Raw genomic sequence first — 20,019 nt, 5'->3', positions numbered from 1 at the left:
CCAACATGAGTGAACACCACTTGCACCCTGAGCGGGGTTTTAACCTCTCACGCTGGGCCATTGAACATGCGCCGTTGACCCGGTTTTTGATGATTGTGCTGATGGTGCTGGGCGCCACGGCTTATTTTCAGCTGGGCCAGGACGAAGACCCACCGTTTACTTTTCGCGCCATGGTGGTGCGTGCCTATTGGCCCGGTGCTACAGCGCAGCAAATGGCCGAGCAAGTGACCGACAAGCTTGAAAAAGTGCTGCAAGAGGTGCCCTATGCAGACCAGATTCGCAGCTACTCCAAGCCTGGCGAGTCGCAAATCACCTTTCAAATCAAAGACTACGCGCGTGGTGCTGAGGTCTCGAACGTGTGGTACCAGGTGCGAAAAAAAGTGGGCGACATGCGTGCCACCTTGCCGCAAGGGGTGCTGGGGCCGTTTTTCAATGACGACTTTGGCGACGTTTATGGTGTGATCTATGCCCTGCAAGCGCCCGGCTTCAGTTACGCCGAGGTCAAAACCTTTGCCGATGAGGTGCGCCAGCAGCTGCTGCGCGTGCCCAATGTGGCCAAGGTTGAGTTGTTTGGGGTGCAAGACGAAAAGCTGTTCATCGAAATTTCGCAACAGCGCCTGGCCCAGCTGGGGCTGGACATGAATACCGTGCTGGCACAGTTGGCGCAGCAAAACGCGGTGGAGTCAGCCGGTGCCATGCACACCCCGCTGGATGTGGTGCAAGTGCGGGTGGCCGGGCAGTTCAAAGCCATTGAAGAGCTGCGCGCCATGCCCATTCGTGCCGCTGGCACGCAACTGCGGCTGGGCGACATTGCCAACATCCAACGCGGCTACACCGACCCGCCCAGTGTCAAGGTGCGTTTTCAGGGGCAAGAGGTGGTGGCGCTGGGCGTGTCCATGACCAAAGGTGGCGACATCATTGCCCTGGGCAAGGCGTTGCGCACTGCCACCGGGCAGATTCAGGCCAGCTTGCCGGTGGGCGTGACGCTGGGGCAAATCCAAGACCAGCCGACCTCGGTGGCGACCTCGGTCAATGAGTTTGTGCGGGTGCTGATTGAGGCCGTGGTGATTGTGCTGGCGGTGAGTTTCATCAGCTTGGGGCTGCACAAACGCCCCGGTCAGCAGCCGCTGTGGCGGCGCTGGACGCTGGATGTGCGCCCTGGGCTGGTGGTGGGCATCACCATTCCGCTGGTGCTGGCCATGACCTTTTTGGCCATGCATTACTGGGACATTGGGTTGCACAAAATCTCATTGGGCTCGCTCATCATCGCGCTGGGGCTGCTGGTGGACGATGCCATCATTGCCGTCGAGATGATGGTGCGCAAAATGGAAGAGGGCTTTGACAAGGTGCGCGCCGCCACCTTTGCCTACGAGATCACCGCCATGCCGATGCTGACCGGCACGCTGATCACCGCCACCGGCTTTTTGCCCATTGGCATGGCCAAAAGCGCCACCGGTGAATACACCTTTGCCATTTTTGCGGTGACGGTGATCGCGCTGGTGCTGTCGTGGCTGGTGTCGGTGTACTTTGTGCCGTATTTGGGCACCCGGCTGCTGAAAGCGCCGCCGCATGTGGCCGCCGGCGCCCAAGCTCAGGCGCATGAGATGTATGACAGTGGCTTTTATCTGGCTTTTCAAAAGGCTGTGAACGCCTGCATTCGCCACCGCTGGCTCACCATTGGTGCCACCGTGGCGCTGTTTGGGCTGGGCGTGCTGGGCATGGGGCGGGTGCAGCAGCAGTTTTTTCCGGACTCCAGCCGCCCTGAAATCATGGTGGACTTGTGGTCTGCTGAAGGTACCTCTTTTGCCGCCACCGAAGCCGTGGCCAAGCGGGTGGAGGCGCGGCTGATGCGCGAGCCGGGCGTGACCTCGGTCACGCAGTGGGTGGGATCGGGTGTGCCGCGCTTTTATTTGCCGCTGGAGCAGGTGTTTCAACAAACCAATGTGTCGCAACTGATTGTGTTGCCCCAAGACTTGCCCACCCGCGAAGCCCTGCGCAAGCAGCTCCCCGCCCTGCTGGCGCAAGAGTTCCCCGAGGTGCGTGGCCGCGTCAAGCTGCTGGCCAACGGGCCGCCAGTGCCGTACCCGGTGCAGTTTCGGGTGATTGGGTCAGACCCCATGGTGCTGCGTGCGCGCGCCGACGAGGTCAAGGCCGTGCTGCGCGCCAGCCCCAACACGCGCGGCGTGAATGACAACTGGAACGAAGCCATCAAAGTGATGCGTCTGGAGGTAGACCAAGCCAAAGCGCGTGCGCTGGGCGTGACCAGCCAGTCGATTGCGGTGGCGGCCAAAACCATCTTCAACGGCAGCACCGTGGGGCAGTTCCGCGAGGGCGACAAGCTGATCGACATCGTGCTGCGCCAGCCGCTGCAAGAGCGCAACGCCATCACCGACATTGCCAACGCTTACTTGCCCACCGCCGCTGGCAAGTCGATACCGCTGACCCAAATTGCCAAACCGGTGTTCACCTGGGAGCCGGGCGTGCTGTGGCGCGAGAGCCGTGACTACGCCATCACGGTGCAAAGCGACATTGCCGAGGGCATGCAAGGCGCCACGGTGACGAACCAGCTGCTGCCCGAGCTCAAAGCGCTGGAGGCCAAATGGGCGCGGGCCGGCGAGGGGGCTTACCACATCGTGGTGGCTGGTGCGGTGGCCGAGAGCGCCAAGGGGTCAACCAGCATTGTGGCGGGGGTGCCGGTGATGCTGTTCATCACCTTCACGCTGCTGATGCTGCAGTTGCACAGCTTTAGCCGCGCTGTGCTGGTGTTTGTGACCGGGCCGCTGGGCATTGCCGGGGTGGCTGGGGCGCTGCTGCTGCTGAACCGGCCGTTTGGCTTTGTGGCGCTGCTGGGGGTGATTGCCTTGATGGGCATGATTCAGCGCAATTCGGTGATTTTGATTGACCAAATTGAGCAAGACCGTGCCCGTGGGGTGCTGGCCTGGGAGGCCATTGTGGGAGCCGCCACGCGCCGCCTGCGCCCGATTGTGCTGACTGCAGCTGCCGCCGTGCTGGCCATGATTCCGCTGAGTCGCTCGGTCTTTTGGGGGCCGATGGCGGTGGCCATCATGGGCGGGCTGATCGTGGCCACGGTGCTGACGCTGCTGGCGCTGCCGGCCATGTATGCGGCATGGTTCAGGGTCACACCCACAAGCAAATAGCTTGGGCAGGCTGGGTCAGGCGCTTTCTGACCCAGTGGCTGAGGTTGTGAATTGATATGGTTTTAAGAGCTACTCACGATTATTCCATAAGCGCTAGAGCCTGATTTGTTATAAATTTTCAGGGCTTGAGTTTCTTGAGCAGCGCTTCGATTTCCAGCTTGCGACCCGCATCAGCCACCTCGCGCCCAGGGCGGGGTGCGGCTTTTTGGGCCGCTTCCAGGTGGCTGATGGCCTCGGCGGTTTTGCCCTGGTCGGCCAGCACATCGGCGTACAAAAAATGGCTGTCAATGCCATTGGGGTTCAGCGCCAGGGCTTTTTTGAACAACTCGTCAGCCTTGGCTTTGTCGCCAAAGCCCAGCGGCCAACCTGGCACCTTGGCATACAGCGTGGCCAAGCTGGTGTAGGCCGAGCCGTCGAGCGCGGTGCCGTCGATTTGAATGGCTTGCTCGAACAGCAATTTGGCTTGTTTGGCCAGCGACAGTGCGCCCAAGCCGCCTTTGGCACCGGCCTCGCTTGACACGGCAATGCCGTGCCAAATCAGCGGCTCAGCCAGGTTGGGGTGGCTCTCGGCCAGCTTGGCGGCCAGGTCTGCCAGGGCGTGGTAGGCGTCGGCTTGTTGCTTGGCATCTTGCTTGTATTTGATTTGTGCCCACTGGTCTTGCAGCGGGCGCACCAAAGATTCGTCATTGGCCGCAAAGCAGAGGCTGCTGCTGAGCAACAGGCCAGTCAGAGCCAGGGAGAGTGCGTGTTTTTTCATCGGGTTTGCTCTTTGTAAAAACTTCAGGCGTTAAGCGTTGGGGGTTTTGGCGTGGTGTTGGATGGTGGCCAGCTTGCCGGCTAAGCCGCGGTCAATCAGGCTGGGGGCTACGCCATTGAGCCAGGCAAACAAGCGCTCTGGAAATCCAAGGTGCAGTTCAAGGCGGTTTTGCGCCATGGCTTTGAGCACTGCCGTGGCCACGGCCTCGGGGCTGTCACTGGCATTGCCCAGGGCGCGGTTGAGGGCATTGACCGCCGGGCTGTTGAGCGCGGTGTCTATGGCGCGAGGTGCCACATGCAGCACGTGCAGCTGGGTGTTTGCCAGCTCGCGACGCAGACTTTGCGAAAACCCGCGCAGCCCGGCTTTGGCGCTGGAGTAAGCGGTAAACCCAGCAAACGGCAAGCTGCCAAAGGTGGAGCCGATGTTGACCACACAGGCTTGGGGCTGGGCCAGCAGCTGGGGCAGCAAGGCTTGGGTCAAGCGCATGGGCGCCAGCAAATTGGTTTGCAGCACCTGCTCAGCGCAGTCCCAGGATTGGTCTTGCAGCAGGCCAAAGGCGCTGACCCCAGCGTTGTTGATCAGGCCGTTGATCTGGAAGGCTTGCGCGGCTTGGGTGAGTGCGTTGACCCCATCAGTTTGGGTGAGGTCAGCCACGCACACCGTGGCGGCTGCACCCAGCTGGGTTTGCAGCGTGTGGAGCTTGGCCGCGTCGCGCCCGGCCAGCAACAGCTGGGCGCCGTGTTGCACCAGTTGGCGCGCCAAAGCTTGACCCAGCCCACCGGTGGCACCGGTGAGCAAGAGGCGGGCGGTGTTCAGTTGCATGGGGCAGCCTGGTGCGCAGACAAACCGTGGAACACGTCGCCATAGAGTTTGAAAAACACTTTGGCGCAGCGCAGCACTTCTTGCTGGTCGGCGGCATCCATTTGCTCCAGCAAACCGGCCAGGTGCTGGGTGTGCTGCTGGTCAAGCGTGCCATGCGAGCGCAGGTAAGAGAAGGCCGCGTTGGGCAGGCTCAGGGCGTGCTGAATTTTGTCAGCGGCCATCAGTGCCAAGGCCACGCTGGTGCCCTCGAGCACAAACACCATGCCAAAAAAGCCCGCCGGGTTGCCGCGTGCGATCAGGTCGTAGGCGTAGGCCACCATCACCTCGGCAGGCAGGTCGGGGCGGCTGGCACGCACCGCGGCGGCATCGCCGCCGGCAGCGGTGATGTCGTCCAAAATCCATTCTTCATGGCCAATTTCTTCTTCTATGTATTCAGCCACTGCCCGGCGCAGCCAGGCCAGCCGCTCGGGCAGACGCCCCCCCAGTGACATCAGCAGCGGTGTGGTGTGACGCACGTGGTGGTAGGCCTGGCTTAAAAAAGCCAGGTAGTCAGGCAGCTGGGCACGGCCTTGCAGGCAGTCGGCCACCAAGGGCGCGGATAGCAGGTAAGCGCGGTCGGTTTGGGTGGCTGTGGCGAGTTGTTCGTAAAAGCTCATGGGGTAGGGTGGTCAGCGGGTGGGTTGTAGAGGGTTTCAAGGCGGCTGGCAAACTGCTCTGCAATGGCGCTGCGCTTGGGGCGGCCATTGCCTGTGGCCAGGCCATTGGCCAGGGTCATGGGTGGGGCGATGAGCCAGTGTTTGACTTGGGCGTAGTCGGGCAACTGACGGTTGGCATACGCCATGGCGGCAGTGATGTGCGACTCGGTCATGCCGGGCATGGGCGCCAGCACCGCCACCAACCAAGGGCGGGCATCGCCCAGCACCACCGCTTGCAGCAAGGCGGGCTGTGCCAGCAAAACAGATTCAACCCACTCTGGCGAGATGTTGCGGCCAAAGCTGGTGATGAGCAGGTTTTTGCTGCGTCCCATCAGGTGCAAATGGCCTTGGGCATCCAGCGTGCCCAGGTCTCCGGTGGCAAATTCGTGCGTTGCAGCCGCTGGGCGGGTTGTTTCAGGGGGCGGGGTTTGGCCGGTGTAGCCTAAAAATGCCGAGGTTTGCAGCAAGACTTCACCTTGGCTCAGACGCAGTTGCACATGCGGCAGCACGCGCCCCACACCGGTGCTTTCGTCGCCTGGCAGATTCAGGCTGACCACTGAGCCGCATTCAGTCAAGCCATAGCCCTCGTAGGCGGGAATGCCGGCCTGGCGCGCTTGGCTTATGAAGGCTGCGTCAACATGGGCGCCGCCCACAGCCACAAAGCGCAGGCTTTGCGGCGCGCGCTGTTGGGTGAGTTGCAAGAACAGCAACCAGGCTTTGAGCAGCTCTGGCACCAAAATCATGCTGCTGGGTTGGACGTTGAAAGCCATGTGTTGCAGCGCTGCCGGATCAAACCCCGCCATGCCGCGCCAGCCCAAGCTGGCCAGCGGCGGCACATGCACCGGTGAGCCGTTGAGCAAGGCAGCATAAATGCCGGCGGTGTTTTCCAGCAGCAAGCTCAATGGCAACACGACCAAATGCCGCTGAATGTCCAAGGGTGCCAAACTGCTTTGCACCGCTTGCGCGGTGGCCATCAAGCCACTTGCGCTGAGGCAAACGCCCTTGGGTGCGCCGGTGCTGCCAGACGTGAAAGACACCTTGCAGCAGGCTTGGGGCAGGTTGTGCGGCGCCACTGGACGACGCAGAAAGCTGTGTGAGTCTTGTGTCCATTCACACACAAAGCCCAGATTCAGGGCGGTGATGCGCTCGGGTTGGTCGGTGTACACCGCATCGGCCTGGGTTTGGGTCAAGGCATTGACCATTTGCTCGGGGCTGAAGAAGGTTGGCAGAGGCAAATGCACGGCACCCATGGTCAGCGTGGCCAAGTCGGCCAACACCCAGTTGGCGCTGTTGTCTGCCAGGACGGCAATCACTTGGGCGTTGGCAAAGTTTGCCGTCAGTGCCTGCACCTTGCGCAATACCTCTGCGGCGCTGAGCTGCTGGCAAGCGTCTGACAGCACCAGCCGCTCCCCCTGAGCAGCCAATGCGTCCAAAAGCCGGGTGGCGCTCATGCCTGGGCACTCATGCGGAGCAAGGCCGATTTGATTTTGCCAACAGCCACCACGGGCTGGGTGTCGTAGTAGCTGCCCCAAGCATCGGCTTGGCCGTTTAGCCTTTCGGGGTTGGCGGCAGCCAGTGCCAGCGGTGGCAAACCCAGTTTGGCAAAAATGCCCAGCAGCTCTTGGGTGGCGGTGGAGGCGACCCATTCAAACCCTTGCTGGTTGAGATGCTGCGCCAGCGCATGAAACAGATAAATGCTGCTGCCAGATTTTTTGGCGGCCAAGTGACCCACTTCCACCACGCTGTGGCGCGCAATGGGCAAGACAGACAGATGTGACATGGCTTGTTCAATGGGTGTGTCGAGGTAGCGTTCAAGGAAAAGTGTGGACGCTGCTGCACTGCGCCAGCCTGCCGCAGCCACGATGGCACCACGCTGTTCAAGCACCATGAGGTCGGGTGTGAAGGTGCTGACTTTGGCGTTGTAACGCGCATCAAACACCTGCTTGATGAAGTCTTCAGCCTGTTGGCGGCGCGGTGAATCAACACCTATGTGGATGGCACGCAATGTGGACATAGGGTTTCGAGATAACTTGCGCTGGGTGTTGGGCATGGAAAAACCGGGTTTGAGACGTTGAAAATCTGAAGTGCAGTCTAAAAATCGTTTCTTAAGTTGGTCTTAACTTTGCAGTCAGCAACAGAGCAAGCTACAAGCCTGGGTTTGCACGGGTTAAAATTCTGAGTTGACCTAATTGCAGGGTTGAGTTTGAAGAGCTCTGCAACAGTTTGCGCGGGTGGCGAAATTGGTAGACGCACCAGGTTTAGGTCCTGACGGTGGCAACACTGTGCGGGTTCGAGTCCCGCTCCGCGCACCACGATGAGAATTTGCCTGATTTGGTTTGGCAGCCGCGCTGTCAACCAAGGGCACAGGAGTGTCTGATGTGAGCCCGTTTATCGGGTGGTGCAGCGGGTGCTTGATTACCTATCTAATTTTGGAGATGTCCCATGGCCGTAGTTGTTGAAACTCTTGAAAAGCTTGAACGCAAAATGACTTTGAGCTTGCCTGTGCAAGTCATTCAGTCTGAAGTGAGCGCCCGGTTGAAAAAATTGGCTCGCACCATGAAGATGGACGGCTTTCGTCCAGGCAAAGTCCCCATGCAAGTGGTGGCACAGCGCTATGGTTATTCCGTTCAATATGAAGTGATGAATGACAAGGTTGGTGAAGCCTTTTTTAACGCGGCCAATGAAGCCAAGTTGCGCGTGGCGGGTCAGCCCAAAATCAGTGAAAAAGAAGGTGCGCCAGAAAACGAACTCAGCTTTGAAGCTGTGTTTGAAGTGTTTCCAGAAGTCAAGATCGGTGATTTGACCGAGGCTGAAGTTGAAAAAATCTCTACCGAAGTGTCTGAAGCTGCCATCGAAAAAACGATTGATATCTTGCGTAAGCAACGTCGCACTTTCTCGCAACGTCCACACGATGCTGCCGCCCAAGACGGCGACCGTGTCACGGTAGATTTTGAAGGCAAGATCGATGGCGAAACTTTTGAAGGTGGCAAAGCTGAAGACTTTCAATTTATTTTGGGCGATGGTCAGATGCTCAAAGAATTTGAAGAAGCTACGCGTGGCATGAAGACCGGCGAAAGCAAAACCTTTCCACTGGCATTCCCCGCGGATTACCACGGCAAAGATGTGGCTGGCAAAACGGCCGATTTCATGGTCACCGTGAAGAAAATTGAAGCCGCGCATTTGCCTGAGGTGAATGAAGCTCTGGCCAAGTCATTGGGCATTGAAGACGCAAGCGTTGAAGGTCTGCGCGCAGACATCAAGAAAAATCTGGAACGTGAAGTGAAGTTCCGTTTGCAGGCACGCAACAAAGCCGCCGTGATGGATGCCTTGGTGGCCAAAGCTGAGTTGGACTTGCCAAACGCCAGCGTTCAGGCAGAAATGCAACGCTTGCTGGAAGGTGCCCGCGCCGACTTGAAGCAACGGGGCATGAAAGACGCTGAAAAAATGACTATTCCTGAAGATGTGTTCAAGCCGCAAGCTGAGCGCCGTGTTCGCTTGGGTTTGGTGGTGTCTGAATTGGTGCGTGCCAATGAATTGCAAGCCACCATGGATCAAATCAAAGCCCACGTGCAAGAGCTGGCAGCCAGCTATGAAAAACCGTCAGAAGTGGAACGCTGGTATTTCAGCGACCAAAACCGTCTGGCTGAAGTTGAAGGTGTGGTGCTGGAAAATAACGTGACCAACTTTGTACTGGCAAAGGCCAAAGTGACTGAAAAAGCAGTCACTTTTGACGAACTCATGGCTCAAAACTGAGCACGCTAACATCCGTTTAAAACGGTTGATATTGGGGCTTGTGCGGGGCTTGTGGCTCTGCATTCAAGCCCCATTTGTTTTAGTGGTTTGATTTTTGGCTACAGTCCTATAAGTTTTTTGGAGTCAAGATGAATTTTGAAACGAATGCAATGAACCCCCAAGGATTGGGCATGGTACCCATGGTGATCGAGCAGTCTGGTCGCGGTGAGCGGTCTTATGACATTTACTCTAGGTTGCTGAAAGAGCGGGTGATTTTTTTGGTTGGCCCCGTGAATGATTACGTGGCCAATTTGGTGGTGGCACAGTTGTTGTTTCTGGAAAGCGAAAATCCAGATAAAGATATTTCTTTTTACATCAACTCCCCCGGCGGGTCTGTCAGCGCTGGTATGGCGATTTTTGACACCATGAATTTCATCAAGCCACAAGTCTCGACTTTGTGCACAGGCATGGCTGCCAGCATGGGGGCATTTTTGCTGGCCGCAGGTGAAAAGGGCAAGCGCTTTGCCTTGCCAAACTCAAAGATCATGATTCATCAGCCTTCAGGCGGTAGCCAGGGTCAAGCCACAGAAATTGAGATTGCTGCACGTGAGATTTTGAAAACCCGTGAGCAACTCAACCAAATCCTTGCAGAGCGCACCGGTCAACCCCTGGAGCGGATTTCACGCGACACTGAACGTGACTACTACATGTCGGCGCAAGAGTGTCAAGAGTACGGTCTGATTGACCAAGTTATTTCCAAAAGGGCTTAGTTCTCATGGCCGAAAAAAAAGGCTCCTCAGGCGAGAAAACTCTGTATTGCTCGTTTTGCGGCAAAAGTCAGCACGAAGTTAAAAAACTCATTGCCGGACCCTCGGTGTTTGTGTGTGATGAATGCATTGATTTGTGCAATGAAATCATTCGCGATGAATTACCCGCCACCACAGAGACGGCTGCCAAAAGTGATTTGCCCACACCGTCCGAGATCAAAGCCAATCTTGACAACTATGTGATCGGCCAAGAGCCTGCCAAGCGCATCTTGGCAGTGGCGGTTTACAACCACTACAAACGGCTGCGTCATCAGGAAAAATCGGCCAAGGACGATGTGGAGTTGTCCAAAAGCAATATTTTGCTGATTGGTCCTACGGGCTCTGGCAAAACCTTGTTGGCGCAAACCTTGGCTCGGATGCTGGATGTGCCATTTGTCATGGCCGATGCCACCACGTTGACCGAAGCTGGCTACGTGGGCGAAGACGTTGAAAACATCGTGCTCAAGTTGCTGCAAAGCTGCAATTACGAAGTTGAACGCGCGCAACGTGGCATTGTGTACATCGATGAAATCGACAAAATTTCACGCAAATCAGACAACCCCTCCATCACCCGAGATGTATCTGGCGAGGGGGTGCAGCAAGCGTTGCTTAAATTGATTGAAGGCACCATGGCCAGTGTTCCGCCACAAGGTGGGCGCAAACATCCGAATCAAGATTTTGTTCAGGTAGACACCACCAACATCTTGTTCATTTGTGGTGGCGCATTTGCTGGCCTGGAAAAGGTCATTGACAACCGCACAGAATCTTCAGGCATCGGTTTTGGTGCTGCCGTTAAAAGCAAACAAAATCGCAATTTGACTGAAGTTTTCAAAGAGGTTGAACCTGAAGACTTGATCAAATTTGGGTTGATTCCAGAGTTGGTAGGGCGTATGCCTGTGGTGGCCACCTTGGGTGAGCTCAGCGAAGACACTTTGGTGCAAATTCTCACTGAGCCTAAGAACGCCTTGGTCAAGCAATACAGCAAACTGCTTTCCATGGAAGGCGTTGAGCTTGAAATCCGCCCCAACGCCCTGAAAGCCATTGCCAAAAAAGCGCTGGCTCGCAAAACGGGGGCACGTGGTTTACGGTCTATTCTTGAACAAGCTCTGATTGACACCATGTTTGATTTACCAAACACTTCTAATGTTGAAAAAGTGGTGCTGGATGAGTCCATGATTGAAGAGAACAAGCCACCACTGTTGGTTTACCGCGAGCAAGCCAAAAAAGCCTGATTCACAAAGATTGACCTTTGTGACATTGATTTTTTTGGCTCTTTAGAGCTGCTTTATTGACAGGTTTTTTGAGGATTTCACATGCCCGGACACGTCCCTTTGCCCGCTACGCCCATCGATTTGCCTTTGTTACCATTGCGTGATGTGGTTGTTTTTCCGCACATGGTGATTCCGCTGTTTGTCGGACGACCCAAAAGCATCAAAGCGCTTGAAGCTGCTATGGATACAGATCGCCGCATCATGTTGGTGGCACAAAAGGCTGCTGCAAAAGATGATCCTGTGGTTTCAGACATGTTTGACATGGGCTGTATTTCAACCATTTTGCAAATGCTGAAGTTGCCAGATGGCACCGTGAAGGTGTTGGTTGAAGGGCAGCAGCGCGCCACAGTCGCGCACATTGAAGACGGTGAACATCTTTTTACTGCGACTGTGCTGCCTGTTGAATTGGCGGCTGAGCCAGAGCCTAAGTCGCGTGCCAAAGTCAGTGAAATTGAAGCTTTACGCCGTGCGGTGATGCAGCAGTTTGATCAATACGTCAAACTCAATAAAAAAATTCCGCCTGAAATTCTCACATCCATTGCCGGTATCGATGACCCAGGTCGTCTGGCTGACACGATTGCGGCACACTTGCCATTGAAATTAGAAAACAAGCAGGCCGTGCTTGACTTGCCAAGTGTGCGCGATCGCCTGGAAAATTTATTTGAGCAAATTGAGCGTGAAGTCGACATACTGAATGTCGATAAAAAAATCCGTGGCCGGGTGAAGCGGCAAATGGAGAAAAATCAGCGCGATTTTTACTTGAACGAGCAAGTCAAGGCGATTCAAAAAGAGTTGGGTGAAGGCGAAGACGGTGCCGACATCAATGAGCTTGAGAAAAAGATCAAAGCGGCCAAACTGCCCAAAGAAGCTTTGAAGAAAGTTGAAGCTGAACTCAAAAAGCTCAAGCTCATGTCTCCCATGTCGGCCGAAGCCACTGTGGTTCGCAACTACATAGATGTCTTGACTGGTTTGCCGTGGGCAGCCAAAACCAAGATCAAACACAACTTAACCCATGCTGAAACGGTTTTGAACGAAGATCACTATGGCTTGGACAAAGTGAAAGACCGAATTCTTGAATACCTTGCTGTTCAACAACGGGTAGAAAAGGTCAAGGCGCCGATCTTGTGTTTGGTGGGGCCTCCTGGCGTTGGTAAGACATCGTTGGGTCAATCCATTGCCAAAGCTACAGGCCGAAAGTACGTGCGCATGGCGTTGGGTGGCGTCAGGGATGAGGCTGAGATTCGTGGCCATCGCCGTACCTACATTGGCGCAATGCCAGGCAAAGTTTTGCAAAGTTTGACCAAAGTTGGCACGCGCAACCCGTTGTTTTTGCTCGATGAAATTGACAAGCTAGGCACGGATTTTCGCGGTGACCCTTCCAGTGCATTGCTTGAAGTGCTCGACCCCGAACAAAATCACAAGTTTGGTGATCACTACGTTGAAGTTGATTTTGATTTGAGTGATGTCATGTTTGTGGCCACTTCAAATTCAATGAATATCCCGCCTGCGTTGCTTGATCGCATGGAAGTGATTCGGCTCTCTGGGTATACCGAAGACGAAAAAACCAACATTGCACTTAAATACTTGCTGCCCAAGCAGTTGGGTAACAACGGCGTCAAAGAATCTGAATTGTTGATCACCGAAGAAGCCATGCGCGATATCGTGCGCTATTACACACGTGAAGCTGGCGTGCGCTCGTTGGAGCGGGAAATTTCCAAAATTTGCAGAAAAGTTGTCAAAAGTTTGCAACTTAAAAAGTTAAAACCACAGGTTGTTGTCAAAGGCGACAACCTCAATGACTTCTTGGGCGTTCGTAAGTACGACTATGGTCGCGCAGAAAAAAATAACCAGGTGGGGCAAGTGGTGGGTTTGGCCTGGACTGAAGTAGGTGGGGATTTGCTCACCATTGAAGCCGCCATGATGTCGGGTAAAGGTGTCATTACGCGAACCGGTTCCTTGGGTGATGTGATGAAAGAATCTGTTGAGGCGGCACGAACTGTTGTGCGCAGCCGGTCACAGCGTTTAGGCATCAAGAATGAATTTTTTGAGAAAAAAGACATTCATATCCATGTACCAGACGGCGCAACCCCTAAAGACGGCCCCAGTGCAGGTGCTGCTATGACAACTGCCTTTGTTTCTGCCATGACAGGTATCCCTGTTCGGTGTGATGTCGCGATGACTGGTGAAATTACTTTGCGTGGTGAGGTCACTGCCATTGGTGGTTTGAAGGAAAAACTCTTGGCTGCTTTAAGAGGGGGAATCAAAACAGTTGTGATCCCTGAAGACAACGCCAAAGACCTGCAAGACATTCCTGACAATGTCAAAAATGGTCTTGAAATTTTGCCTGTTCGCTGGATTGATAAGGTGTTGGAAATTGCTTTAGAGCGCATGCCCACTCCCATTTTTGAAGACGAACCAGTCTCGACTGCTGTTGCACCTGTGCAAGTCGTTGCCGAGGTCACTGCAACGGTTAAACACTGATAATTTTTTGCAATGGCTTGCAAAATTTTAGAAAATAACCCTATAATACGAGGCTTGAAACGCGGGAATAGCTCAGTTGGTAGAGCGATACCTTGCCAAGGTATAGGTCGAGAGTTCGAGCCTCTTTTCCCGCTCCAGTGTTTCATGTTTCACAAGTTTATTGCTTGTGATTTGCGGGAATAGCTCAGTTGGTAGAGCGATACCTTGCCAAGGTATAGGTCGAGAGTTCGAGCCTCTTTTCCCGCTCCATTTTTTAAAAAAGGGAAGCTTCGCTTCCCTTTTTTGTCAGTTTTTATGGCGCGATAGCAAATCGGTTATGCAACGGATTGCAAATCCGTCTAGCCCAGTTCGACTCTGGGTCGCGCCTCCAGGAAAATATGGCTTGTTTTTATGCGTAAAGCCCCGTTCAAATCAATTACGGGGCTTTTTTGTTTCAAAATATGACTGTGCCCGAGTGGTGAAATAGGTAGACACATCGGACTTAAAATCCGCCGCTTCGTGAATAACGGGCATACCGGTTCGATTCCGGTCTCGGGCACCATTTAGCAGTTTCAGACAGTCTCAAAACACCTCAAAACCCGCTTCTCTCATAGGGAACGCGGGTTTTTTTTGCCTTATCGGGTTTCAGGCGGTATCATGACATACCGACAAAATGACGGTACTTATGACGGTATCAGCACATACCGACAAACAGAGATACCGTCAAAACACTGATTTGGGGCAAATATGGCACTGACAGACACATTCGTTAAGCAAGCCAAACATAGCGGTGGTGCGGCTGGTGACAAACACGCTGACGGCGGCGGCTTGTATTTGCTGGTGAAGGCGGCTGGCAAGTACTGGCGCATGGATTACCGATTCGCCGATAAGCGCAAAACGCTGGCGCTAGGTACTTATCCCGAGATCAGCTTATCGGTGGCCAGACAACGGCGTGAGGCAGCACGCAAACAACTTGCCCACGGCATCGACCCCGGTGCAGCCAAACAGGAAGCCAAGGCAGCACAGGCGGCAGTGCTGGCCAACACGTTCGAGCGGGTGGCGCTGGAGTGGCTGGACAAAACCAAAGCTGATCGCATGGCCAGCACGCAAGCCAAGGTGACGACGTGGCTACAGAAAGACGTTTTTCCCTACATTGGCAGCATGGCGGTATCGACCATCGGGGCGCGTGACGTGCTGGGCGCATTGCGTCATATGGAAGCCCGTGGCGCATTGGACTCAGTGCAGCGCGTCAAACAAATCTGTGGGCAGGTGTTTCGCTACGCGGTGGCCACGGGCGGCTGTGAGCGTGACGTGACGCAAGACCTGAAGGGCGCATTGGCCAAAGCAGCACCTGGCCACTTTGCAGCCATTACCGACCCCAAACAGGCAGGCGCTTTGATGCGAGCCATTTACGCCTACCCCGGACACCCGCAAGTCACCACGGCTTTGAAGCTATCGGCCATGCTCTTTGTCAGACCCGGCGAACTGCGCGGCATGGAGTGGACAGAGCTAGATCTGGCAGCGGCTGAATGGCGCATACCCGGCAGCAAAATGAAAATGAAGGTTGACCACCTTGTCCCTTTGTCCACGCAAGCGCTGGCGCTGATCGAGGGCATGAAGCCATTGACCGGGACGCGGCGCTACGTTTTCCCCAGCATCGGGCGAAGTGAAGACAGACCCATGAGTGAGAACACCATCAACAGCGCACTGCACGCCATGGGCATCGACAAAGAAACCCACACTGCCCACGGATTCAGAGCCATGTTTCGCACCATTGCAGACGAAGTGTTGGGCGAACGTGTTGATTTGATCGAACACCAATTGGCGCATAACGTCAAAGACCCGCTGGGCAGGGCGTACAACCGCACGTCGCACCTGCCAGCACGCATTGCCATGATGCAACGCTGGGCGGACTATTTGGACAAGTTGCGCATTGGCGCAGACGTGATTCAGTTGCCAGTCAAGGCGGCATGAAAAGCACTGCGAGTTAAACTAAGTGCTACAAACTACAGGCAACACCATGCACACGTCAACGCTCAGAGCCGCAGGCGGTTCAATTGCAGTCACCATACCGCAGGCCATGGCCAAAACCACCGGACTGCACCCCGGTGACAAAGTGAACTTTGAATTTGACGCTGGGCGGCTGGTCATTACCCCCGTGCAGCGGCGCAGGTACAGCCTGGACGACCTGCTGGCCATGCAGGGCGACAAGCCGTTGCTGATCGACAAGGGCTGGGACACCATGCCCCCCAGCGGACAGGAAGCACCACTGTGACCCGCACCACCTGGCAGCGCGGCGACATTGTGGTGGCCAACTTTGACCCCACGCTGGGCATGGAGCAACAAGGGCGCAGACCTGCCATTGTGGTGACGCAAGCGGCGCTGAACAAGCTGGGCATGATTGGTGTTTGCCCCATTACGCAAGGTGGCCTGGCAGCACGACACACGGGCATGGCGGTATCGCTGACAGGCACCGGACTGCAAACCGCTGGCATTGTGCTGGTGCATCAATTCAGGATGATCGACCCGGCGCAGCGCAAGTTAACGCTGATCGAAAAGGCGCCCGACTATTTGGCTGAAGAAGTCAGGGCGAGAGTGGCGGCAATGCTGGACTGACAGTTTTTGACCACGCCTAGCCCGACGGGGCGAAAAGCAGATTACCCCTGATCTGCCTGGCGCTGGTTCATTCTCAGGGCGTAGAGGGGGACGTGATGGATTTGGACAATGATGACTACATTCCTGGCCTACATGACCCGTCATCAGTGCCATTCGATGTACGGGTTTCCAAATTTGAGGCACACCTACGCGAGTGGGTTGATTTTGATTTAGCCGTTCACATAGCCGCTAGAGCACAAATTGCTCTCAAAGATTGTGAAGACGGCTTGGCAATGATTGGGCCAAAGTTGGATGAGTATCGGAGCTTTGTAAAAACACTCCCTGATATTCTTGATGCGGGGGCTGATGCAGCGCATATTGGGGGTGTAGCAATAGAGGCGCTGATGACAGTTTCAAAAAAAGAGATTGATCGCAAAAAGAATCTTTCGACCGCTGGTGTAATCGGGGCTAATGCAAAGCACCGCAGTATTCGGGAACTCAAAATTTGGGCATTGAATGAAGCAAAGACTCAGCTTGTGGACGATAAGAAAATTGCACGCTACCTAGCGAATAACCTGCCAGAATTTTTGAAGAATGCATCGAAAGACCCGCAACGCCTGATTTACGACGCACTTCGCAAAAACAAAAAACTTTGATTTGATACGGCTGGCTTGCCACACGTAACGGCTGGCCTGGTAAGCGTAACGGCTAGCTGGCCATACGCAAAAAAAATAGCAAATCCGCACGACATTCACCCCGTCAACTTTCAAAAGGACGGACACAATGTCAAAAGGTTTCGGATTCGATAAAGGCCGCAAGCCCACCACCACGGTGAGCACCCTCAAGCCCACGGCAACAGCGCCAGCAACACCCCCAGCACCCGTTACAGCGGTGTTTGATCGACTGCCAGATAACGCATGGCTACGCGAGGCGCAACTGGTGCGCAGCGCAAAGAACCCCGACAGTGCCATTGCCCCATTGCCATTTTCAGCACCAACGTTATGGCGCATGGTGAAGCTGGGCAAGTTCCCCAAGCCCACCAAATTGAGCACCCGCGTGACGGCATGGCAAGCTGGGCAGGTAAGGGCTTGGATGGCAGCGCAGTCCGCGGCGTAAGGGGTGCAACATGACACACAACACCCAGCAAAAAGCCCCCAGAGCTTGCGACTCTGAAGGCTTGCACTCTGACGCCAACGTGTCGGATTTTCGCAGCCATGCACCCATTGGGCAAGCCCATGACGTTTATTTCTGGGTTTGCGAGATTGGCAGTTACGCGGTGGCATTTGGTATCGGCGTGATCTTGGCACGGATGGCGGCATCATGAAGCAACCGACCACACCAAAAACCCCAGCCATTGCAGAACCGCAAGACCTGGTGTTGACCACCACCACGAAAGAGCCACGGGTAAGCACCCAGCAACTTGCAAAGTACCTGGGCAACAAACACCGAAGCCTTTTTGAGCTGGTGCAAGACCATCGTGCTGACTTTGAACAGCTTGGAATACTTCGGTTTCAAACCGGAGTAATCGACGGACGTGGTCAGCCTGAAAAGTTTGCCATGTTGAATGAAGATCAAGCCACGCTGGCGCTGGCGTACAGCAAAAACACAAAGCGCGTGCGTGAACTGAAAGTGAAACTGGTCAAAGCGTTTGGAGACTTACGCCGGGCGGCAGCAATGCGCAAGACCGAGTACCTGCCCGAGTACCACCACCTGCATGATGCCCTGCACGTGCTGGCCAACGGTTCACCCAACGAGCGCCATGTTCACGCGAACGTCAATCGACTGCTGAACAAGTTTGCAGGCATCGAATCTGGCCAGCGTGCCAGTGCTGCACTACCCCAGCAAGCGCTGTTGATCGTGGGGCAGTTGGTGGCATCAAAAACCGCTCAAGGCGCAACAGACCACCATGATGCTTACCCTCGCATCAAAAACAGTTTGCAGGCGTTGACGGGCGTTATCGCGTTGGAGGTGGCTGGCCATGCGTAGCACCACCAAGCGTAAAGGGCGCGGACGTTCAGCCAAGAGCATGATCTTGATTGAAGCATCACGGCGCATCTTGCAGGAAATACAGCCTTGTTCTATCAGGGCAGTTTGCTATCGGCTTTTCACTCAAAAGCTGATATCAGATATGGGCAAAAAGAGCACGGGCGCAGTAGGTGAACAGCTTGTTTTTGCCCGTGAGACAGGGCTTATCCCCTGGGCTTGGATTGTTGACGAAACCCGTGCTGCTGAAACCGTGGCCTCATGGGACAACCCCGAGCAGATCATTGAAACGGCGGTGGCGCAGTACCGAAAGGACTACTGGGCTATGCAACCACGCCGGGTAGAGGTATGGAGCGAGAAGGGCACGATACGCGGCACGGTGGCACCGATTTTGAAGAAGTATGGGGTGACGTTTCGCGTGCTGCATGGGTATGGAAGCGCCACAGCTATTCACGGTATCGCAGAGGAAACGCTGGCCAGTGAGAAGCCCATGGTTGTTTTCTACGTTGGAGATCATGACCCCAGCGGACGGCATATGTCAGAGGTTGACTTGCCCAAGCGCATTGCACGCTACGGTGGCAGCGCGTCAATCATTCGGCTGGCCTTAGATGATGATGACGTGGGGGAATACAGCCAACTGCCATGGTTCCCCGTGGGCGACAAGATCAACGACACCCGTTACCAGTGGTTTACCAAACGCTTCGGTCAACGGTGTTGGGAAGTTGATGCACTACCCCCACCAGAGCTTAGATCGCGGCTTGATTCTGCCATTGCGGCTGTGTTGGATTTGGACGCATGGCAGCACGCGGTGCGCATCGAAAAGGCCGAAACGGACTCCATGAAAAGCATCATGGGTTACTTCAAAAGGAGTATTTCCGGGCTAGACCCAAAATACTCTGAAGGCGGTGCGCATGGCTAAAAAATCACGCGTTGACCAAAGCCGTGAGCCGGGCGGGTACTGTGCTTTACCCTGGTGCGTGATCGACTCGCAGGCGTACCAGAGCCTCAGTTACCCGGCGGTGGCGCTGCTGATCGAATTGGCACGGCAACGACAAGGCGGCGATAACGGGCGCTATTTGTTATCCGGGCGCTACCTTGCGACACGTGGCTGGCGTAGTAGAGACGTGATCGACCGGGCGCGGCGCGAACTGCTGGACGCAAAGCTGATCTACCAGACGGTGCAGGGGCACAGACCCAACAAGGCCAGTTGGTTTGCCCTAACCTGGTACAGCTTGGACAAGTTGCCGGGTTATGACGCTGGCGCAGTGGAGGGATTTAGGCGCGGCATGTACAACACCTTCAAGCCGTCAACACCTGCCCCAACGCGAGAAGCCTTGTTTGAGAAGTGGCGCGGACACGGCAAAACGGCATCAACCAAAATTAACATGCTTAGCCCGGCTGGCGGACTAGAGAAGCCCGCTATAGACCCGGCTGGCGGACTAGAGAGTGCAGCTAGACCCCCGGGAGACGGGGCTATCAGGGCACTTTTACCCCCCCTCTCTAGCCCGGCTAGCGGACACCCTCTAGATTTACCATTCTGTCCCGCTGAATCTTTGACTGCTGGCAGCAAGGCAGTGAAGGCAACGACCCCAGCGGCAACGACAGAGCCATGGTTTGAACCCAGATAATCCATTAGAGATTTCGATGTTTCAAGCGAGTCCGAACTTGTGCAGACTTGGGTCAATTTCAGCTTGAGCCCAAAGGCCCTCAAACCACTTTCGTCGCCGTCGTGCCAAAGCC

19 protein-coding genes and 5 tRNA genes are annotated in these 20,019 nt (G+C 55.3%); 19 read left to right on the top strand and 5 right to left on the bottom strand.

Annotated elements, in window-relative coordinates; all coding sequences use genetic code 11:
• The first annotated feature begins 5 nt into the window (after positions 1–5).
• A complete protein-coding gene (locus PHT20_RS07480; protein WP_301020029.1) occupies positions 6–3,158 on the top strand; it encodes an efflux RND transporter permease subunit in 3,153 nt (1,050 codons plus the stop codon).
• A 118-nt stretch (positions 3,159–3,276) separates the two neighbouring features.
• Here PHT20_RS07480 and PHT20_RS07475 read toward each other — a convergent pair whose 3' ends face one another.
• From PHT20_RS07475 to PHT20_RS07455, 5 genes are read right to left on the bottom strand one after another with little or no spacing between them, the layout of a single operon-like run.
• A complete protein-coding gene (locus PHT20_RS07475) occupies positions 3,277–3,915 on the bottom strand; it encodes a tetratricopeptide repeat protein (protein ID WP_301020028.1) in 639 nt (212 codons plus the stop codon).
• 30 nt (positions 3,916–3,945) lie between these two features.
• Positions 3,946–4,737 carry an SDR family oxidoreductase gene (locus PHT20_RS07470; protein WP_301020027.1) on the bottom strand — a complete coding sequence of 264 codons (792 nt, stop codon included), beginning with the start codon at positions 4,735–4,737 and terminating at the stop codon, positions 3,946–3,948.
• Positions 4,728–5,393, bottom strand: a complete 666-nt coding sequence (locus PHT20_RS07465; RefSeq protein ID WP_300087472.1) for an iron-containing redox enzyme family protein — start codon at positions 5,391–5,393, stop codon at positions 4,728–4,730. Before PHT20_RS07465 ends, PHT20_RS07470 begins: the two co-directional genes overlap by 10 nt.
• Positions 5,390–6,883: an AMP-binding protein gene (locus PHT20_RS07460; RefSeq protein WP_301020026.1), complete on the bottom strand. Its 1,494-nt coding sequence runs from the start codon at positions 6,881–6,883 to the stop codon at positions 5,390–5,392. Before PHT20_RS07460 ends, PHT20_RS07465 begins: the two co-directional genes overlap by 4 nt.
• Entirely contained in the window at positions 6,880–7,446 is a 567-nt protein-coding gene (locus PHT20_RS07455) for a thermostable hemolysin (RefSeq protein ID WP_300087468.1), read from the bottom strand. Before PHT20_RS07455 ends, PHT20_RS07460 begins: the two co-directional genes overlap by 4 nt.
• 211 nt (positions 7,447–7,657) lie before the next feature.
• On the opposite strand from PHT20_RS07455, the gene PHT20_RS07450 reads away from it, so the two are divergent.
• The 18 genes from PHT20_RS07450 (at position 7,658) to PHT20_RS07365 (ending at position 19,907) form a co-directional block, all read left to right on the top strand.
• Positions 7,658–7,744 (top strand) — tRNA-Leu (locus PHT20_RS07450).
• A gap of 130 nt (positions 7,745–7,874) precedes the next feature.
• The gene (gene tig, locus PHT20_RS07445; protein ID WP_301020025.1) at positions 7,875–9,185 is read left to right on the top strand and encodes a trigger factor; all 1,311 of its coding nucleotides are present in this window, start codon (positions 7,875–7,877) and stop codon (positions 9,183–9,185) included.
• A gap of 149 nt (positions 9,186–9,334) precedes the next feature.
• A complete protein-coding gene (gene clpP, locus PHT20_RS07440; RefSeq protein WP_301020024.1) occupies positions 9,335–9,934 on the top strand; it encodes an ATP-dependent Clp endopeptidase proteolytic subunit ClpP in 600 nt (199 codons plus the stop codon).
• A 5-nt stretch (positions 9,935–9,939) separates the two neighbouring features.
• Complete coding sequence (gene clpX, locus PHT20_RS07435) at positions 9,940–11,202, top strand: ATP-dependent Clp protease ATP-binding subunit ClpX (RefSeq protein WP_301020023.1); 1,263 nt, start codon at positions 9,940–9,942, stop codon at positions 11,200–11,202.
• Between the two features lie 81 nt (positions 11,203–11,283).
• Complete coding sequence (gene lon / locus PHT20_RS07430; RefSeq protein WP_300087460.1) at positions 11,284–13,722, top strand: endopeptidase La; 2,439 nt, start codon at positions 11,284–11,286, stop codon at positions 13,720–13,722.
• A 61-nt stretch (positions 13,723–13,783) separates the two neighbouring features.
• A tRNA-Gly gene (locus PHT20_RS07425) sits at positions 13,784–13,859 on the top strand.
• Positions 13,860–13,895: 36 nt separating this feature from the next.
• Positions 13,896–13,971 (top strand) — tRNA-Gly (locus PHT20_RS07420).
• Between the two features lie 47 nt (positions 13,972–14,018).
• Positions 14,019–14,092: transfer RNA gene (locus PHT20_RS07415), tRNA-Cys, on the top strand.
• Between the two features lie 78 nt (positions 14,093–14,170).
• Positions 14,171–14,263, top strand: a tRNA-Leu gene (locus PHT20_RS07410).
• Positions 14,264–14,448: 185 nt separating this feature from the next.
• Positions 14,449–15,675: an integrase arm-type DNA-binding domain-containing protein gene (locus PHT20_RS07405; RefSeq protein WP_301020022.1), complete on the top strand. Its 1,227-nt coding sequence runs from the start codon at positions 14,449–14,451 to the stop codon at positions 15,673–15,675.
• A 46-nt stretch (positions 15,676–15,721) separates the two neighbouring features.
• On the top strand, positions 15,722–15,976 hold the full coding sequence (locus PHT20_RS07400; protein ID WP_301020021.1) for an AbrB/MazE/SpoVT family DNA-binding domain-containing protein: 255 nt from the start codon (positions 15,722–15,724) through the stop codon (positions 15,974–15,976).
• A complete protein-coding gene (locus tag PHT20_RS07395) occupies positions 15,973–16,317 on the top strand; it encodes a type II toxin-antitoxin system PemK/MazF family toxin (protein WP_301020020.1) in 345 nt (114 codons plus the stop codon). Before PHT20_RS07400 ends, PHT20_RS07395 begins: the two co-directional genes overlap by 4 nt.
• A gap of 95 nt (positions 16,318–16,412) precedes the next feature.
• Complete coding sequence (locus PHT20_RS07390; RefSeq protein WP_301020019.1) at positions 16,413–16,952, top strand: hypothetical protein; 540 nt, start codon at positions 16,413–16,415, stop codon at positions 16,950–16,952.
• A 127-nt stretch (positions 16,953–17,079) separates the two neighbouring features.
• A complete protein-coding gene (locus tag PHT20_RS07385) occupies positions 17,080–17,412 on the top strand; it encodes an AlpA family phage regulatory protein (protein ID WP_301020018.1) in 333 nt (110 codons plus the stop codon).
• A 10-nt stretch (positions 17,413–17,422) separates the two neighbouring features.
• The gene (locus PHT20_RS07380) at positions 17,423–17,620 is read left to right on the top strand and encodes a hypothetical protein (RefSeq protein ID WP_301020017.1); all 198 of its coding nucleotides are present in this window, start codon (positions 17,423–17,425) and stop codon (positions 17,618–17,620) included.
• The gene (locus PHT20_RS07375) at positions 17,617–18,282 is read left to right on the top strand and encodes a Rha family transcriptional regulator (protein WP_301020016.1); all 666 of its coding nucleotides are present in this window, start codon (positions 17,617–17,619) and stop codon (positions 18,280–18,282) included. Before PHT20_RS07380 ends, PHT20_RS07375 begins: the two co-directional genes overlap by 4 nt.
• Positions 18,275–19,198 carry a hypothetical protein gene (locus PHT20_RS07370; protein ID WP_301020015.1) on the top strand — a complete coding sequence of 308 codons (924 nt, stop codon included), beginning with the start codon at positions 18,275–18,277 and terminating at the stop codon, positions 19,196–19,198. The genes PHT20_RS07375 and PHT20_RS07370 overlap by 8 nt, the downstream gene beginning before the upstream one ends.
• Positions 19,191–19,907: a hypothetical protein gene (locus tag PHT20_RS07365; RefSeq protein WP_301020014.1), complete on the top strand. Its 717-nt coding sequence runs from the start codon at positions 19,191–19,193 to the stop codon at positions 19,905–19,907. The genes PHT20_RS07370 and PHT20_RS07365 overlap by 8 nt, the downstream gene beginning before the upstream one ends.
• Positions 19,908–20,019 lie beyond the last annotated feature (112 nt).

The organism is Rhodoferax sp. (genome assembly GCF_028715765.1).
In the GTDB taxonomy this organism is placed as follows: domain Bacteria; phylum Pseudomonadota; class Gammaproteobacteria; order Burkholderiales; family Burkholderiaceae_C; genus Rhodoferax.
This window is presented reverse-complemented; position numbering and strand designations above follow the sequence as displayed.

Bases quoted from the DNA above. Each gene is read 5' to 3' on its own strand.
- PHT20_RS07470 (WP_301020027.1), bottom strand. From the start codon at position 4,737: ATGCAACTGAACACCGCCCGCCTCTTGCTCACCGGTGCCACCGGTGGG.
- PHT20_RS07390 (WP_301020019.1), top strand. From the start codon at position 16,413: ATGGATTTGGACAATGATGACTACATTCCTGGCCTACATGACCCGTCA.
- PHT20_RS07480 (WP_301020029.1), top strand. From the start codon at position 6: ATGAGTGAACACCACTTGCACCCTGAGCGGGGTTTTAACCTCTCACGC.
- clpP (WP_301020024.1), top strand. From the start codon at position 9,335: ATGAACCCCCAAGGATTGGGCATGGTACCCATGGTGATCGAGCAGTCT.
- clpX (WP_301020023.1), top strand. From the start codon at position 9,940: ATGGCCGAAAAAAAAGGCTCCTCAGGCGAGAAAACTCTGTATTGCTCG.
- PHT20_RS07405 (WP_301020022.1), top strand. From the start codon at position 14,449: ATGGCACTGACAGACACATTCGTTAAGCAAGCCAAACATAGCGGTGGT.
- PHT20_RS07370 (WP_301020015.1), top strand. From the start codon at position 18,275: ATGCGTAGCACCACCAAGCGTAAAGGGCGCGGACGTTCAGCCAAGAGC.
- PHT20_RS07475 (WP_301020028.1), bottom strand. From the start codon at position 3,915: ATGAAAAAACACGCACTCTCCCTGGCTCTGACTGGCCTGTTGCTCAGC.
- PHT20_RS07465 (WP_300087472.1), bottom strand. From the start codon at position 5,393: ATGAGCTTTTACGAACAACTCGCCACAGCCACCCAAACCGACCGCGCT.
- lon (WP_300087460.1), top strand. From the start codon at position 11,284: ATGCCCGGACACGTCCCTTTGCCCGCTACGCCCATCGATTTGCCTTTG.
- PHT20_RS07380 (WP_301020017.1), top strand. From the start codon at position 17,423: ATGACACACAACACCCAGCAAAAAGCCCCCAGAGCTTGCGACTCTGAA.
- PHT20_RS07375 (WP_301020016.1), top strand. From the start codon at position 17,617: ATGAAGCAACCGACCACACCAAAAACCCCAGCCATTGCAGAACCGCAA.
- PHT20_RS07455 (WP_300087468.1), bottom strand. From the start codon at position 7,446: ATGTCCACATTGCGTGCCATCCACATAGGTGTTGATTCACCGCGCCGC.
- PHT20_RS07460 (WP_301020026.1), bottom strand. From the start codon at position 6,883: ATGAGCGCCACCCGGCTTTTGGACGCATTGGCTGCTCAGGGGGAGCGG.
- PHT20_RS07400 (WP_301020021.1), top strand. From the start codon at position 15,722: ATGCACACGTCAACGCTCAGAGCCGCAGGCGGTTCAATTGCAGTCACC.
- PHT20_RS07365 (WP_301020014.1), top strand. From the start codon at position 19,191: ATGGCTAAAAAATCACGCGTTGACCAAAGCCGTGAGCCGGGCGGGTAC.
- PHT20_RS07385 (WP_301020018.1), top strand. From the start codon at position 17,080: ATGTCAAAAGGTTTCGGATTCGATAAAGGCCGCAAGCCCACCACCACG.
- tig (WP_301020025.1), top strand. From the start codon at position 7,875: ATGGCCGTAGTTGTTGAAACTCTTGAAAAGCTTGAACGCAAAATGACT.